Annotated in this window: 16 protein-coding genes; 12 read left to right on the forward strand and 4 right to left on the reverse strand. The window is 37.0% G+C overall.

All coding sequences use genetic code 11. The features are described 5' to 3' along the window. The first annotated feature begins 287 nt into the window (after window positions 1–287). From motA to D1B32_RS22210, 5 genes are all read left to right on the forward strand, one after another. Window positions 288–1,073, forward strand: coding sequence for a flagellar motor stator protein MotA (gene motA, locus D1B32_RS22190; protein WP_095311067.1), 786 nt, complete (start codon window positions 288–290; stop codon window positions 1,071–1,073). Next, window positions 1,066–1,848, forward strand: coding sequence for a flagellar motor protein MotB (gene motB, locus D1B32_RS22195; RefSeq protein ID WP_118890436.1), 783 nt, complete (start codon window positions 1,066–1,068; stop codon window positions 1,846–1,848). The genes motA and motB overlap by 8 nt, the downstream gene beginning before the upstream one ends. Window positions 1,849–2,222: 374 nt before the next feature. Further along, complete coding sequence (locus D1B32_RS22200; RefSeq protein ID WP_095311070.1) at window positions 2,223–2,684, forward strand: chemotaxis protein CheX; 462 nt, start codon at window positions 2,223–2,225, stop codon at window positions 2,682–2,684. A 407-nt stretch (window positions 2,685–3,091) separates the two neighbouring features. Next, the gene (locus D1B32_RS22205; protein ID WP_118890437.1) at window positions 3,092–5,119 is read left to right on the forward strand and encodes a chemotaxis protein CheA; all 2,028 of its coding nucleotides are present in this window, start codon (window positions 3,092–3,094) and stop codon (window positions 5,117–5,119) included. A gap of 15 nt (window positions 5,120–5,134) precedes the next feature. Beyond that, entirely contained in the window at window positions 5,135–5,605 is a 471-nt protein-coding gene (locus tag D1B32_RS22210) for a chemotaxis protein CheW (RefSeq protein ID WP_095311073.1), read from the forward strand. A 48-nt stretch (window positions 5,606–5,653) separates the two neighbouring features. Here D1B32_RS22210 and D1B32_RS22215 read toward each other — a convergent pair whose 3' ends face one another. The 3 genes from D1B32_RS22215 to D1B32_RS22225 all read right to left on the reverse strand — a co-directional run bounded on the left by D1B32_RS22215 (window position 5,654) and on the right by D1B32_RS22225 (window position 8,020). After that, window positions 5,654–6,994, reverse strand: coding sequence for a gluconate:H+ symporter (locus D1B32_RS22215; protein WP_095311075.1), 1,341 nt, complete (start codon window positions 6,992–6,994; stop codon window positions 5,654–5,656). Between the two features lie 267 nt (window positions 6,995–7,261). Continuing rightward, window positions 7,262–7,582, reverse strand: a complete 321-nt coding sequence (locus tag D1B32_RS22220; protein ID WP_095311077.1) for an ArsR/SmtB family transcription factor — start codon at window positions 7,580–7,582, stop codon at window positions 7,262–7,264. Beyond that, on the reverse strand, window positions 7,583–8,020 hold the full coding sequence (locus tag D1B32_RS22225; protein ID WP_118890438.1) for an SRPBCC family protein: 438 nt from the start codon (window positions 8,018–8,020) through the stop codon (window positions 7,583–7,585). Window positions 8,021–8,241: 221 nt separating this feature from the next. Between D1B32_RS22225 and D1B32_RS22230 the strand changes: the two genes are divergently transcribed. The 4 genes from D1B32_RS22230 to D1B32_RS22245 all read left to right on the forward strand — a co-directional run bounded on the left by D1B32_RS22230 (window position 8,242) and on the right by D1B32_RS22245 (window position 12,620). Next, complete coding sequence (locus D1B32_RS22230) at window positions 8,242–9,429, forward strand: MFS transporter (RefSeq protein WP_118890439.1); 1,188 nt, start codon at window positions 8,242–8,244, stop codon at window positions 9,427–9,429. 457 nt (window positions 9,430–9,886) lie between these two features. Beyond that, complete coding sequence (locus D1B32_RS22235) at window positions 9,887–10,480, forward strand: pyroglutamyl-peptidase I (RefSeq protein ID WP_118890440.1); 594 nt, start codon at window positions 9,887–9,889, stop codon at window positions 10,478–10,480. Between the two features lie 194 nt (window positions 10,481–10,674). Then, window positions 10,675–11,853 (forward strand): MDR family MFS transporter, encoded by a 1,179-nt coding sequence (locus tag D1B32_RS22240; protein WP_118890441.1) that lies wholly within the window; start codon window positions 10,675–10,677, stop codon window positions 11,851–11,853. A gap of 17 nt (window positions 11,854–11,870) precedes the next feature. After that, a complete protein-coding gene (locus D1B32_RS22245; RefSeq protein WP_118890442.1) occupies window positions 11,871–12,620 on the forward strand; it encodes a Cof-type HAD-IIB family hydrolase in 750 nt (249 codons plus the stop codon). Between the two features lie 68 nt (window positions 12,621–12,688). On the opposite strand, the gene D1B32_RS22250 is transcribed toward D1B32_RS22245, so the two are convergent. Continuing rightward, window positions 12,689–13,708 (reverse strand): YeiH family protein, encoded by a 1,020-nt coding sequence (locus D1B32_RS22250; RefSeq protein WP_095311088.1) that lies wholly within the window; start codon window positions 13,706–13,708, stop codon window positions 12,689–12,691. A 212-nt stretch (window positions 13,709–13,920) separates the two neighbouring features. Here D1B32_RS22250 and D1B32_RS22255 point away from each other — a divergent pair, with 212 nt between their 5' ends. The 3 genes from D1B32_RS22255 (at window position 13,921) to D1B32_RS22265 (ending at window position 15,727) form a co-directional block, all read left to right on the forward strand. Beyond that, on the forward strand, window positions 13,921–14,799 hold the full coding sequence (locus tag D1B32_RS22255) for a LysR substrate-binding domain-containing protein (RefSeq protein WP_095311090.1): 879 nt from the start codon (window positions 13,921–13,923) through the stop codon (window positions 14,797–14,799). 79 nt (window positions 14,800–14,878) lie between these two features. Further along, entirely contained in the window at window positions 14,879–15,061 is a 183-nt protein-coding gene (locus tag D1B32_RS22260; RefSeq protein ID WP_095311092.1) for a cold-shock protein, read from the forward strand. A 219-nt stretch (window positions 15,062–15,280) separates the two neighbouring features. Further along, window positions 15,281–15,727: an IDEAL domain-containing protein gene (locus D1B32_RS22265; protein ID WP_095311094.1), complete on the forward strand. Its 447-nt coding sequence runs from the start codon at window positions 15,281–15,283 to the stop codon at window positions 15,725–15,727. Window positions 15,728–15,753: the final 26 nt, after the last annotated feature.

The raw sequence follows: 15,753 nt of genomic DNA on the forward strand, positions 1-15,753 counted from the left end.
TACACCGCCATGAACAGAAATCAAACAGTAGATAATAAAAATAATCCAAAGCAAAATGGTTCCGATCATCAAAAACCGATGATCGGAACCATTTTTCAGTAATTTAGGCTAGTTATGTCTCAGCCTCATTTTTAATTTTATATCCTTCAACAGGTAACTTCATTTTAATCCCTCCTAATAAATTATTATTTTACATTTAATAAACACCTTCATTACTCTATAAATTTGCCGATAATTAAATATAGAAGTTTATATGAATCTGACACAGATTTATCAGGAGGTCAACAATGGATAAAACATCAATTATTGGATTAATATTAGGATTAATTGCAGTAGGAGTTGGAATGGTGCTAAAAGGGGTAGGTGTTACAGCACTGATAAATCCTGCTGCTCTATTAATCATTATACTAGGGACAGTTGCTGCTGTCACAATAGCATTTCCAACGAGTACACTTAAAAATGTACCTACTCTATTTAAAATTTTATTTACGGAAACGAACAAAACAAATACGAGGGAATTAGTTGAAATGTTCAGTAGCTGGGCAGATCAAACACGTAGAGAAGGTATCTTATCGTTGGAAGAGCAGGTAAATGAAGTAGAGGATCCATTCCTAGCATCTGGGCTGCAACTAGCAATTGATGGACAATCTCCAGATTTCATTAAAGATATTATGCTGGAGAAGATTAGTGCGATGGAGCAGCGACACGAAGAAGGGGCTGCCGTTTTCACACAGGCTGGCACCTATGCACCTACCCTTGGAGTACTGGGGGCGGTTATTGGTTTAATTGCGGCCCTTGGTGATATGTCTAATATGGAAGCATTAGGTGCTGCTATTTCGGCTGCCTTTATTGCGACATTATTAGGAATTTTTACTGGTTATGTATTATGGCATCCATTTGCAAATAAGTTACGAGAGAAATCTAAAAAAGAAGTACTGCAAAAGGAAATCATGGTAGAAGGAATTCTTTCTATTACTACTGGCGATTCCCAGCTGATTGTACGAGAGAAGCTTGGTTCACTGCTTTCTTCTAAAGAATTAGCTGCGATGAAACAGGTGAATTCAGATGAGTAGAAGGAAGAAAAAGAAGCAATCACATATTGATGAATCTTGGCTTCTCCCATACTCTGATTTATTAACGCTTCTAGTTGCTCTATTTATTGTATTGTTCGCAATGAGTGATATAAACGTACAAAAGTACGAACAGCTTTCAGGTGTATTTCGTGATCAGTTTTCTGGTGGAGGCAGCGGGATTCTTGAGAATCATGAAATTCCAGTCAAGACACCAGTTGATTCTGGAGAACTTGAAAAAGACAATCAAGAGGATTCGGAAGAAGAAATGGATGAAACAATTTCGGATGGGGAGGGTGAACTTCTGCATCTTGAAGAACTAAACTCGACAATCCAAAACTATATTTATGAAAATAACCTAGCCGATGCGTTTGGTACAGAACTCACAGAAGAAGGGTTATTAGTTACAATTGTGAATGATGTATTTTTTGATTCAGGTAGTGCTGAAGTGAAGCAAGAAGGAATATCGATTGCACAGGAAGTTTCCAATTTACTGTACACAGAGCCTCCACATCAGATTGTAATTAGCGGGCATGCAGATGATGTGCCAATTGGCGACTCGCCGTTTGAATCCAATTGGGAACTGAGTGTTACCCGTGCACTTAACTTCATGCGGCTTGTTTTAGAAAATGAATCGCTTGACCCAACGCTTTTTAGCGCAAAAGGTTTTGGAGAGTATAAACCAATTGTTCCCAATACAAGTAAAGAAAATAGGGCGAAAAACAGACGAGTTGAGGTTTTGATTTTACCTAACTATGAAATTCATGTGGAAGACTAAATAATAAATTTCTAACAAACTAACAAGACAGCAAGGAATAAAAAACTACTATATCAATGTGGAGTTTTATGTGAGCTTAGGAGCTAAACTACTGATGTTTAGCTCCATTTTATTGTGTGGAAAAATATAAAATTTGAATGCTGTGGATAACTTAAATTCCGCTGCAGCAGCGTCCACAAAGTCGTATCGAGGCTTCACTCGACTCATGATACGATAAAGAAGACTTGACTACTGGCTAAAAATATTCCAAAAAATATAGCTAGTTTGCTACAAATTCTCCCGTATGTTCCGATATAGATAAAGTATTAATATTATATAGTTCTTTTTAACCAGTCCAAATTGACTTGTTAAACATAAATAATAGGGGGTACCCAATGATATCAACAAAAGAGGAACGTAATCGTTCAGTCGTATTTTTATTAAATGGAATGAATACATCTTTGAAATCAATCATTCCGATTCCATGTGAAATAGCAAAGCCCACATTGGTGGGAACTTCATTATCACTATCTTTTGGCGTTTTAATCGGATTTACAGGAGATGCCAAAGGAAAGCTGATTCTTGCAGGTGACCCATCTGTTTTTGCGGCGATAGGTGAAGCGATGTTTGGAATGGCTGTGGAAGGGGAGATGCTTGCTTCCTTTAGTGGTGAGCTAGGAAATATGCTAGCTGGTAACCTTTCTACAACGATTGTTCAAAATGGTATCAAGACAGACATAACAGCACCAACTATTTTGCAAGGAACTACTACTTTATCAGGCTATGAAAAAGCAGTGGAGCTCTCTGTAGAATTTGAAAAAATAGGGAAATTAGATATATATTTATTACTAGATTGATGCATATTGCTTCAATGGTAATTGGTACGAGTCAAAGAATATATTAATTTTCTGTTTATCCTCTAGGTAGAATTGCGGGATTCCTAAAATACTCCTTTATAAATCGTGTTTTTTGTCGATATAAAAGATAGGAACTTTAACCTACATAAGATAATGATAAAGGTTTTGTGTATAGTAATTAACTATGCTTAAAATCGTGGTAGAATTTATCACGCGTTAACGGACTGTAATACCCCAATTTCAAATCGTGAAAATACAAAAAACGTGAAGGTGAACAGTCTGTAAACTCCTTATTCTGTTCAACTAATATGCAGTGGAGGAGTAAGGGAAGGGAATCCCCTACTGCATGAATTTTCTCTTTATACAACCTTAAATTGACAAAATGGAAATAGAAAGGAAATGCTTTTATGGATACGGATCAATATTTAGAGGTGTTTTTGGAAGAAAGCCGAGAACATTTACAGGCAGTTAATGACAGTATACTTCAATTAGAAAAGCAACCCGAAGATTTAAATTTAGTGAATGAGATTTTCCGTTCCGCACATACATTAAAGGGTATGGCTGCAACAATGGGATATGAAGATATTGCATCCCTAACACATAAAATGGAAAATGTACTAGACATGATTCGCAACCATAAATTGAATGTTTCAACGACCATAATTGATGTTATCTTCTTAGCAATTGATGCTCTGGAAGACATGGTTGGTTCCATTCAAGCGGGAAACGATGGAAAGAAAGATGTTTCCGAATTAGTTCATCGTTTGGATCAGATCGAGAATGGCAAGCAAGATGTGCAAATAGAACGGCTTGCTACAGCCGAAGAAGTAAACACAGTTCAAACAGATATGCTTGGACTTGATGAATTCCAAGTTACAATTGTTGAACAAGCAAAAGATCAAGGGTTTTCACCATACCAAATAACAGTCGAATTGACGGAAGAATGTATTTTAAAAGGTGCACGTGCTTATATGGTTTTTGAAGCGTTAGAGGACCATGGAGAAATTATTCATACCAATCCATCTGTTGAAGAAATTGAGGAGGGGAATTTCGGACAAAGCTTTTTAATGATTTTCCTATCAACAGTAGCCCCAGAGATGGTAAAAGACATCATAAGCAAAGTATCAGAAGTGAAAGATGTAGAGATGGAGAGCTTGACTACAACCGTTTCTGAAGAGCAGCAAGAAGAACCTATTTTAGAAGAAAAGCTAGATGCGCAAACAGCGGCGGAAGAGGTTGCAGCAACTACTGAAAAAAGTGCGCCAGCTGTAGTGAATCATGCCTCCAAAACGATCCGTGTTAACTTGGAAAAGATTGATAATCTATTGAATTTATTTGAAGAGGTTGTTATTGATCGAAGTAGATTGGAAGTAATTGCTGAAGGTATGGAGAACCAGGAACTAACGGACACGGTCGAGCACATTAGTCGGGTTTCAAGCGATATGCAAAGTCTTATTTTAGCGATGCGAATGGTGCCAATTGACCAAGTATTTAATCGTTTCCCTCGAATGATTCGCGGGCTTGCAAAAGATTTAGGAAAGCATATTGATTTGGAGATTATTGGAGCCGATACAGAGCTTGATCGTACGGTAATTGATGAGATTGGTGATCCTTTAGTTCATTTAATTCGTAATTCAGTCGATCATGGCATTGAACTGCCGGAAGTACGAAAGCGAGCAGGAAAGTCGGAAGAAGGGAAACTGACACTTCGAGCTTTCCATAGTGGCAACCATGTTTTCATAGAAATTGAAGATGATGGCGCTGGTATTAACCATGAAAAGGTTAAGAAAAAGGCAATTGAAAATGGGATTATTACAACAGCTGAAGCAGACATGCTGACAAAAGATGAAATAGCTAACTTGATACTTTCATCTGGTTTTAGTACAGCTGATAAAGTATCTGATATTTCTGGTCGTGGTGTTGGTTTAGATGTGGTGAAAAATAAAATTGAATCGTTAGGTGGTCAAATTGCAATCGAGTCACAACCGGGTAGAGGAAGTATATTCTCGATTCAATTGCCACTTACGCTATCCATTATTTCAACACTACTCGTAAATGTGCAAAAGGAAATCTATGCAATCCCGCTTTCCTCGATTATAGAAACAGTTATCCTGGAAAAAGATCAAATGATGTTTGCGCATGGGAAGAAGGTTATGGATTTCCGTGGTAAAGTAGTTCCGCTTGTCTCACTGGCAACTGTTTTTGAAGTGCCATCACAGAAAGAGGATGAAAGTAAAGAGTACTCTGTTGTGATTGTGAAAAAAGGAGAAAAACTAACCGGGCTTATTGTTGATTCCTTTATTGGACAACAAGAAGTAGTATTAAAATCACTAGGAAATTATTTGAAAGATGTTTTCGCCATATCTGGTGCAACGATTCTAGGCAATGGAGAGGTTGCGTTAATTATTGATCCAAATGAATTGATGCCTAAGTAGAGTGGAGGAAGTTAAATGGCTGAGGAAGTAACAAAGTTTATTGTGTTTAAATTAAATAATCAATCCTTTGGTGTTGCAGTGCAGCAGGTTATTTCTATTGAAAGATTGCAGGAAGTTACAGCGGTTCCGCGTTCTTCGAAGTTTATTAAAGGCGTTACCGAATTGCGTGGTGAAACAACCCCAGTTATTGATTTAAAAGAACGACTAATGCTTACTGAGTCGGCAACAACAAATGATACCCGTATTTTAGTTGTTTCTGTTGAGAATATGCAAATCGGATTAATTGTTGATGCTGCGACAGAAGTAAAAGATATTGAACAAAATCAGATTCAGGCAGCACCAAAACTGGTTGCTGGGATTCATGAAACGTTTTTAAAGGGTGTTGCGAAGGTTGATAATCACCTGCTCATATTACTTGATCTCGAGCGTATAGTTGATTTGAATGAATCCAATGAGCTGCGGGAAGCGATAATGAGAGAAAGCTAAATATAAGTAAGAGGACTGCGTTCAGTTTGAATGCAGTCCTCTTTAACTTTAGAAGAATAATAGATCTAGTAATAAAACGATACCCAATCCGACAATAGATGTAGTGAATAGTAATAATCCCCATGTTTTGAATGTATCTTTAATGGATAGGTTGAAGTACTCTTTAAATAGCCAGAAGGAGGCATCATTCACATGTGTAATTGTGTTACTGCCAGCTGCTGTTGCCAATACCATTAAAACAGGGTTTACATCAAAGGTTGTAATCAAAGGCCCTACAATACCAGCAGCCGTAATTGCGGATACAACACCAGTACCCGTTGCGATACGAATTAATGCTGTAATAAACCACGCCATAATTAATGGTGAGACAACCGTGTTTTCCATCATCCCAGCAATGTAATCGCCTACACCTGAATCAAGAATGATTTCTTTAAAAGCCCCACCAGCACCAACAATAAAGATAATCATAGCAATGCCCTTAATAGCACCAGAGAAGGAATCCATTACTTCATTCATTGTACGTCCTCTGCGCAGACCAAATACATAGACCGCAATTAATACAGCAAGCAGCAGACTTGTTTCCGCACTGCCTAGGAAGTTGATTAGATCATGAAAAAAAGTACCTTCATCAATAAACATATTTATAATTGTTGCTGCGGAAATCATAATTGCAGGAATTAATGGAATGATAACACTTGTAGCAAACCCTGGCATTTCATCATCAGTAAATTCCTTAGGTTTTTCCAATAGTGGTGGAACAGGACGATCCAGATTTTTCATTAGTCTTGGTAGAATAATCCCGGCAGCAATAACTGCTGGAATAAACACCACAATTCCAAGCATGTAGACCATTCCCATATCCGCACCATAAGCTTCAACCAATGCTGTTGGTCCTGGTTGTGGTGGGAATAGACTATGAGATAAAGTTGTAGCCGCTACCATTGTAATCCCAAGTTTCATATATGGTACCTTGGCTTCAATTGCAATGCTGATTACGAGAGGGGCAAGTATAATAAATGCAACCTCATAGAATACGGATATACCAAAGATAGCACCAACAATAATGAGAGCCCATTGAACATTTTTTACGCCAAATTTATTTAATAGAGTGGAAGCAATACGTTGTGCAGCACCTGAATCAACCATTAATTTCCCAAGTACAGCACCAAACCCAATGATTAATGCTAAACTTCCAAGCGTACTTCCTAAACCGGCTTTAATCGTATCAATAATTGCGGTAAGCTGCATACCATTTAAAAGTCCAACTAATATTGCTGATATGATTAGAGCTAGTACACTATTAAGCTTCACTTTCATATTTAAAAACAAGAGTAAAGCAACACCGAGTACAAGTGAGATAATCGGCATATTATTCATAATCCAATCCATGCTATTTCCTCCTAAAATTAAGTTTATTAATCCGCTTACAATAAAAAAATCGAAATAGGGAAGTACTATTCTTCCAAAATGTAGCGCTATCATTAATTTGTTTGCTAAACCAACTAATGAATTTATAGTATAAAACTTTCTTTTAATAGTCAATGGAGTGGAAAGAAGAAGTATAGTTCAGAATTCATAGAATAAGGAGGGCGGATATTATTAGACCTTTTGTATCTAGTGAGAAAAGGCTTATTACATGTAATAAGCCTTTATTTGCTATTCATCATCATTTTCAACTACATGCTTAAGAATTGATAATTTGTTAGTCCAAAATTGTTCATAATAAGCTAACCATTGTTTTATTTCTGTGAGCGGTTCTGGCTGCAATTGATAAATCTTTTCTCTGCCTATCTTTTCACCACTTACCAAACTTGCCTCAGAAAGTACGTGAAGGTGTTTAGCAATAGCTGTTCGACTAACGGGAAATTGAGATGCTATTTCAGAGATAGCTCGTTTTTTGGTCGAGAGCAAACGAAGAATTTCTCTTCTGGTTGGATCAGAAATGGCTTGGAATACATCATATTTTAGTGCTGCCACTTATGCTTCAGTAACCTTTCGAAGTTTGTTATGAATAATATTCGACCAGCCATTACTCATCCTTTCATGAATGATAGAGCTTTTCTCGTTTGCTTTTTGAATAACGGTATCCTCTGTTTTCCAGCCACTATGTATAAGCGTAAATTCCGTTTTTTTACCTAAGTCTTTTAATAGAAAGGAAATAATCCAACCTTCTGTATCCCATGAAAATATTATTTTGTTTGGCTCATCTATTTCCAGTACTTTACATGGGGATGGACCAAATGGGGATTGTAAGTGGAATTCCTGTCCAACAATTGGTTCAAAATCATTCGGCATAAACCATGATGCAATACCTTCTGATGTAGATACAGTATCCCATACTTTTTGTATCGTTGCATTTACAATAACAGTTTGTTTAATATCTTGTAAGTTTTCTATTTTAACTGCTCCTTCCATATAACACCTTTTCGTTTCGTAATTACTATATAACACCAATCGGTTTCATGTCAAGGCTTCTTAAGTAGATCTTTTGCACCGTCTTCACCGTGTATTTCCTAGGAAATACTGTAAATACCATACATATTAATCAGAAATATAATTTTTAATTTTTGCATAAATTGTGCTATAGTAAGAGTTAAAACCATTAGCATAATTAAGTACATAGGAAGTGTAGTGTAATGAATACACAAAAATATCATATAAAAGATTACTATTTTTGGAAAATATCTTTAAGCTTAGCATTTGCATCCTTTTTTGTTTTTGCGAGCATGTACATTGTACAGCCGCTTTTACCGTTGTATGTTAGGGAATTCAAAGTATCTGTATCAGAAGCGACGTTAACCTTATCAGCGACGATTGTAGGTTTGATTATTGGTTTAATCATTCTTGGTTTTTTCTCCGATCGAATTGGGAGAGTAGCTATTATTAAATATTCTTTAATCGGATCGGTTATCCCATTTCTATTAATTCCTATGTTGGATTCGTTTTACCTTTTTGTGTTATTACGGTTTATTCAAGGTTTTGCGCTAGCTGGATTACCTGCTGCATCTCTTGCTTATTTAAACGAGGAGATAGACCGTTCCAGTGTCGGAATTGCAACGGCGTTGTACATCGCTAGCAATGCACTTGGCGGGATGGCTGGGAGAGTTTTGGCTGGCTATCTAACAGATATATATGCCTGGGAAACTGTATTCTATATTTTTGCAGGCGGTGGATTACTAATTGTAGGACTTGTTTTTATTTTTTTGCCAAAGTCTCGATTCTTTAAAGCGAGCAATCTATCATTTCGTAAAGACTTGGAAGGGATGATTTTTCATTTAAAAAATCCAACTATTATTATGATTATTGGAATGGGGGCTGTACTCCAGCTTTCGTTTACATCTATATGGACCTATTTGCCGTTTCATCTGGAAGCAGAGCCTTTTTCACTCTCGACAAAAGCAATTTCTTACACCTTTTTTGCCTATGGATTTGGAGTAATAGGAGCTCCGATTGCGGGCTGGCTAGCGGGTGGGATGGGGCTTAAGGTCGTACGTATCATAGGAATCCTTGTCCTATCGACTGGTATTTTAATGACATTCAGTTTATCCTTGCCAATAATCATAATTGGCTTATGCGTATCCTGTTTAGGTTTTTTTACCGCACATTCATTGACGGCAACCTTTGTCGCAGAGGAGGCTGCACATCATAAAGGTGGAGCATCGAGCCTGTATTTAGTGGCATATTATGTTGGTGTTACGCTTGGAAGTTCTGCAGTCGGACCAATCTGGAATATAGCAGGGTGGAATGCAATTGTGGGGATAGCAGGAATACTACCGGTAGCTTATTTAGTTTTAGTAATAGTCGTACAGAAAAACGTGCGATAAGCCTAGTTGCATGCAAATCGATAATAGAAATAAAACGAGAGATGGTACAAATCCATCTCTTTTTTCAGTAGAAAACTATAAAATTTGAATGCTGTGGATAACTTAGTTACCTAAACGGCTACGTCCAGCTCCAGCGCCCAGCGACTAGCGAGACTTCCCTCACCTCCGTACGATAAGTCAACATCGACTCCCTGCGGTCGCCGTGTTTCCTTTATCTCCTACGTAAGAATGTTCGGCAAGCCGAACCACCCCCAAAATACGGGGCGCAGTCAGTACGTCGCTAACCGGGCGCTTGCGCTTTTGTTCGTAGAAAACTATTTATCACGCTGAGCTGGTTATTAAATGATCACCTTTTTTATTATTAGGATGCGATACAAGAATTAGATATGTTAATCGAATATTTATTAAATTTATCGTATAATAGATTTAAATGTAAAGAGGGAGTTGCAGTAATAGAATGAAATTATTATTGACTGGATTTGAACCTTTTCTAAATAACGCAATCAATCCAACAGAAATGATTGTTAATGAACTGCATGGTCAAAGAATAAACGATTATCAAATTATCGGTGAAGTTTTACCAGTTGAATTTAATAAATCAGGTAAGCAATTCATTGAATTGTTGAAGAAGCATAAGCCTGACGCTGTCATTTCACTTGGTTTAGCAGCAGGGCGTAATCAGATTACGCCCGAGCGAATTGCGATTAATTGTAATGATGGCCCAGTTGATAATCTCGGATATAAGCCGAATGGAGAGAGAATCTTTGAAAGTGGTCCGGACGGTTATTTTAGTAAGCTCCCAATCCATGAAATAGTAGAATCGTTAAAAAAGCTTGGGTTACCAGCGAAAATCTCGAACACAGCAGGAGCTTACCTATGTAATAATGTCATGTATCATGGTTTGCATTATTTTGAGGAGAATGGTCGAAAAGTGCCTTCTGGCTTTATTCATATACCGGCATCTCATCCGCTAGCGGTTGAAAGAGATATACCAAGCTGGGCTGATGCTGATTTAATTAAAGGAATCCAAATCGCAATTGCTTGTTTATGATAGGAATTCATGTGAATCAATCTATTATTAACAGCTGAGTTTCTCTTGGAAATTCATCTATTTATGATCTGCCTTTTTGATAATTAATTCGTTTAACTTGCTCTGGATGAAATAAACTGCTAGGAAGTATTGATTTGCGTCCTGAAATGGATTAAACTGGTCTAGTTAATCATGAATGAAGGAAGATGATAAATATGCCTAGGTATATTTGGCTGCTAGTGATTGCAACTGTAATCAACGTAACTGGTGGCTCTTTTCTATGGCCTTTAAATACGATATATATGCATAATGAGCTTGGTAAAAGTCTTGCTTTTGCTGGGTTCATTTTAATGTTCAATCAAGGCGCATCCATTGTGGGAAACTTGCTTGGCGGAGCACTTTATGATAAGTATAGTGCGTATAAAACAATTCTTGCAGGAACATTTCTAGCAATGATTGCTTCCGTTATTCTAGCGTTTAATCATGGTATCGTGGCTTACTCCATTTTATTAATTATTATTGGGTTTGGAAATGGTATCACTTGGCCAATTATGTTTGCGATGGCTGGTTCCCTATGGCCAGACGGTGGCCGTCGAGCATTTAATGCCGTATATGTTGCCCAGAATTTAGGTGTAGCACTTGGAGCATCACTTGGGGGCTATGTGGCAAGCTTTTCATTTGATTATATTTTTATTGCAAATGCGCTTGTGTTTATTCTCTTTTTCCTGTTAGTACTGTTTACGTTCAAAGGAATGGATCAGTCAAAAGATCGTCAAATGCATACGTCAGTCCTTGAGCAGCGGGCAAAAATTCACAATAAAACTGCTTTTATTTCATTACTAATTTTATGTAGTGGATTCTTGGTTGTATGGATTGCATATAGTCAATGGCAGTCAACAATTGCTTCCCATACACAATCGATTGGCATCCCGCTTGAACAATATAGTTCTCTATGGGCAATAAATGGTTTTCTTATCGTTCTGGCGCAACCTCTGGTAAAATGGTTTACAGATAGAATAACTTCACCAAAACAGCATATTCATATTGGAACCTGTATCTTGATAATTTCCTTCACGATTGCCATGTTTGCTGAGAATTTTACAATGTTCGCTGTTGCAATGGTCATCTTAACAATAGGTGAGGTCCTTGTGTGGCCAGCCATTCCAACACTTGCAAACAAGCTTTCTCCAAAAGGACGTAGTGGATTTTATCAAGGAATCGTTAATAGTATTGCGGCATTAGGAAGAATGATTGGACCTGTTCTTGGTGGATTTATAGTTGATTTCTACAATATTCAATTATTATTTATCATTGTAATTGTATTACTGTTTATTCCTTTTATTACAACGAAATTTTTTGAAAAGGATAATCAGATGAAAAGACAAACCATGTAAAGAAAAGGAGCATTTAAATGACAGTAGAAAAGAAAGCTATTCAGTTAATTGCACTAGATATGGATGGGACATTATTAACAAGTGATCACGAAGTATCTCATCGTACACAAATGGCGATAAAGCAGGCTTTGGAAAAAGGGATTCATGTAGTCCTAAGTACAGGGCGTGGGATTCATACGTGCTACCCATACGCAGAACAGCTGCAGCTTCAATCTTATTTAATAACTGCAAATGGTGGACAAATATGGACAGTAGAAAAAGAACTATTGGATCAGCATCTTTTGGATGCGGCGTTAATCGAGAAAATGTATAATCTTGGTACACAAGTCGGGGTAGAGATGTGGATGATCTCTACAAGCGGTGTATTTCGAGAAGAAACTCCAGGTAATTTCAATGACTATGAATGGTTGAAGTTTGGCTGCCAATCTGAAGAAAAACAGAAATTAGATATTATGATTTCGGAGCTTTCCAAGTATGAGGAGCTGGAGTTAACGAATTCCCTGCCAATAAATGTGGAGGTCAATCCGAAAGGTGTAAGTAAAGCGAGAGCACTACAATTCCTTTGTAATAAGATCGGTATAACGATGGATGAAGTAATGGCTGTTGGCGATAGTCTAAACGACATCAAGATGATTCAAGAAGCCGGTATTGGTGTTGCAATGGGAAATGCACAAGAAGCGATTAAAAAAGTAGCAAATCACGAGACAGATACGAATAATAATGATGGTGTTGCTAAAGCGATTGAGAAATTTGCGTTATCAAAATAAGCTAATGAAAGTGAGCTGCAAGATGAAATGCAGCTCACTTTTTTCAATCTCTGTGATAGTGAGTTATTTTAAATACCTGCAATCCAATACATCAATACTGATACGAGCACAGATGTGATTAACATTGCATAGAACGGACGAAGTGCTTTACTTTTCACATCCTTTAAGCTGACGTTTAGCCCCAATCCAACCATTGCGGAGGTTAAGATGAAGGTCGTAGCAATACTAATACCATTCATAACACTGTCTGTTACTGGAATCGCATTTCCAAGAACATAGCTTCCAATAATACTCATTGCGATAAAGCCTAATAAAAACATAGGGAATTTAACTTTTGCATGATCAGCCCCGGCTTGTGATTTACGGCTCCTTATCCAAAGAATCATGACAAAGCATAACGGTACTAATAAGAATACACGCCCAAGCTTAGCTAAAAGCGCCATAGCGAGTGCTTCTTCACCTGCAGGATCTGCAGCCAATGCTACGTGTGCTAGCTCATGTAAGCTTAGACCAGACCAAATGCCGTATTGCACATCAGAGATTGGAAGAATCGGCAACAATAAAGCGTAAATAATGGAGAAAACAGTACCGACTAATGCGATAATCCCGACGCTGATTGCTGTATCCTCTGCTTTGGCCTTTACAATAGGTGCTACTGCCGCAATTGCAGCTGCACCACAAATTCCAGTTCCAACACCGAGTAACAGTGCAATCTGAGTGTTCCCTTTAAATAATTTTGCCAAATACACAGTGACTAAAATAGCGAAGACAATGGTTATTGCTCCTTTTACAAGAAGACCAATTCCATCCTGGAAAATTACATCGATATTCAATTTTAATCCATATAAAATAATTGCTAAACGTAATAAATATTTTGATGAAAACTCAATACCCTTTCGAAAAAATTCCGGATAACCAAAAGCTTGACGATAAACGATTGCCAAAAGGATTGCACAAGCTAATGGACCAACTCGGTTTAATCCGGGAATTAAGGATAGTAAATAGCCAGCCAAAGCAAAAATAAATGTAAATCCAATACCTAACAGAAGACTTTTCCAATGATTGGATTTGTTCGTTAATGTACTCATTCTCATTCCTCATTTCATTATTCTATACACAATTATAGATCCAGTTGTATAATAAGGAAAATAAATTATTAGAATAACAATAATAAGTAAACTTTATTATTAAACTTTCCTAAGGGTTAATAGAGTCGGTCAGAATATCTTTCATTCGTAATGAGAATAATGGTTCTTTAGCCTAGCATTGATTCATACTATTGAAAGAGGTGGATATTTTAGTGGATCAGCATTTGATTGTTTTTAAGGAAGTAGCACAGCGGAAAAACTTTTCAAGAGCTGCCAAGGAATTACACATGTCACAACCGGCAGTCAGTCAATATATTGCAGCTTTAGAAAAAGAGCTTGGTGTTCGACTACTAGAAAGAAGTAATAAATTTGTAGAACTGAATAGAGCTGGAGAAATTGTTTATCAATATGCCCAGAAAATTTTACGTAACTATGATCAGATGCGAATTCTTGTTTCTGATTTAGAAAATGAACCAAGCGGTCAATTGAAAATTGGAGCCAGCTACACAATTGGCGAGTATGTTCTTCCGAGGTTTTTAGCTAAATTGCAAGAAGAATTTCCTAATATCATTCCAACTGTAACAATAGGGAATACAGAAGACATTGGAGCAAAACTTGTACAGCATGAAATCGATATTGGATTAGTTGAGGGAAATTTTACACATCATCAGGTTTCCACCCGGCAATTTGCGACAGATGAAATGTATATAATTGCTGGGACAGGCCAATCCTTTAAAGAGGAAGCATGTATTTCTATAAAAGATTTAGAAAATGAAACATGGATTATTCGCGAGGAAGGTTCTGGAACGAGAAAAATGCTTGAGGATTTTTTTCAACGAAGTAATTTAGAGCCAAAAAGGATTTTAACATTTGGAAGCACACAAACGATCAAAGAAGGGGTTGAATCCGGCCTTGGGATAAGCTTGCTTTCCAATCTAACATTTAAAAAGGAACAAAAACTTAAAAAAATCCAGAGAATCTTTGTTGAGGGTACACCAATAAAGCGAAAGTTCTCTATCATTAAAAATTACCATGAGTTCCAGCCAAAAGCACTGCAGGTATTTGAAAACCTGGTAAAGCAAGAAGCATAGTTGATTCATTTCAGATACCCTTACATTGATGCTGAAAAAGGAGTATAATAAGTAGTGTAGAAGGAAAGGGGATGCTATCATGTCATTTTCTCGCGGACCAAGAGAACCGGTTCCAGAGGTGGAAACAAACGTATGGTCATGTACTAGTGATGACTGTCAAGGCTGGATGAGAGAGTCATTCAGTTTTGCTGAAGAACCAACATGTCCATTATGTAACTCAACAATGGACCGGGAAGTTCGAGTAATACCGGAAATGAAGTAGGAAATAGTATCTCAGGCAGTTGTATAAGTTTCAGCATAGAAAATCCCAGTCAGGTTGATTGGGTTTTTCTTTTAACTATGTATTCAATTATGGGAAGTAGGTACAGCACATCTATGTATGTGCCATGAAATTTTCACTTGTATAATTCTATAATTTCGTGTAAAATTAATTAACTGAAAATTTAGATTGACAGGTTTATAAAACTAGGAGGTGTAAACTATGGTAACTGTTAAAATGCTAAAGCCGTATTACATTAAAACAGAAGAGGAATACGTCCGAGTTATACTTGCATATCAATATTTTTCGGTAGTGATTAATAAAAAAGTTTATCAATTTATTCCTGTAGAAGCTAATGAGATTCGAATTAACCGTAAAACGAAAAAAGTGGAGAATCTAGATGCGGTTTTTGCTTTTCAAAACGGAAAAGACGTTGTAAATGTAACAATGTCCAAGCTCATCTCCATTCCTGATTTCCTTCAGCAGCTACATTCTATCGCAGAAACGTATTACCAAAACGATGACGCTAACATAATTAAAACAGAGCAAGAAAAAATGACCCTTCTTTTTATTCGTGAAATGGAAAGAGAAAATGTTAAAAGATTAATTGACATTGCTTTAGATAAATATGATGAAGATGCATTTTATAAACTGACAAAGCTATTATAAATCGATTTAAAGTAAGCGCTTACTGT

The sequence above is a fragment of the Oceanobacillus profundus genome (assembly GCF_003515705.1).
Classification (GTDB): Bacteria; Bacillota; Bacilli; order Bacillales; family Amphibacillaceae; genus Oceanobacillus; species Oceanobacillus profundus.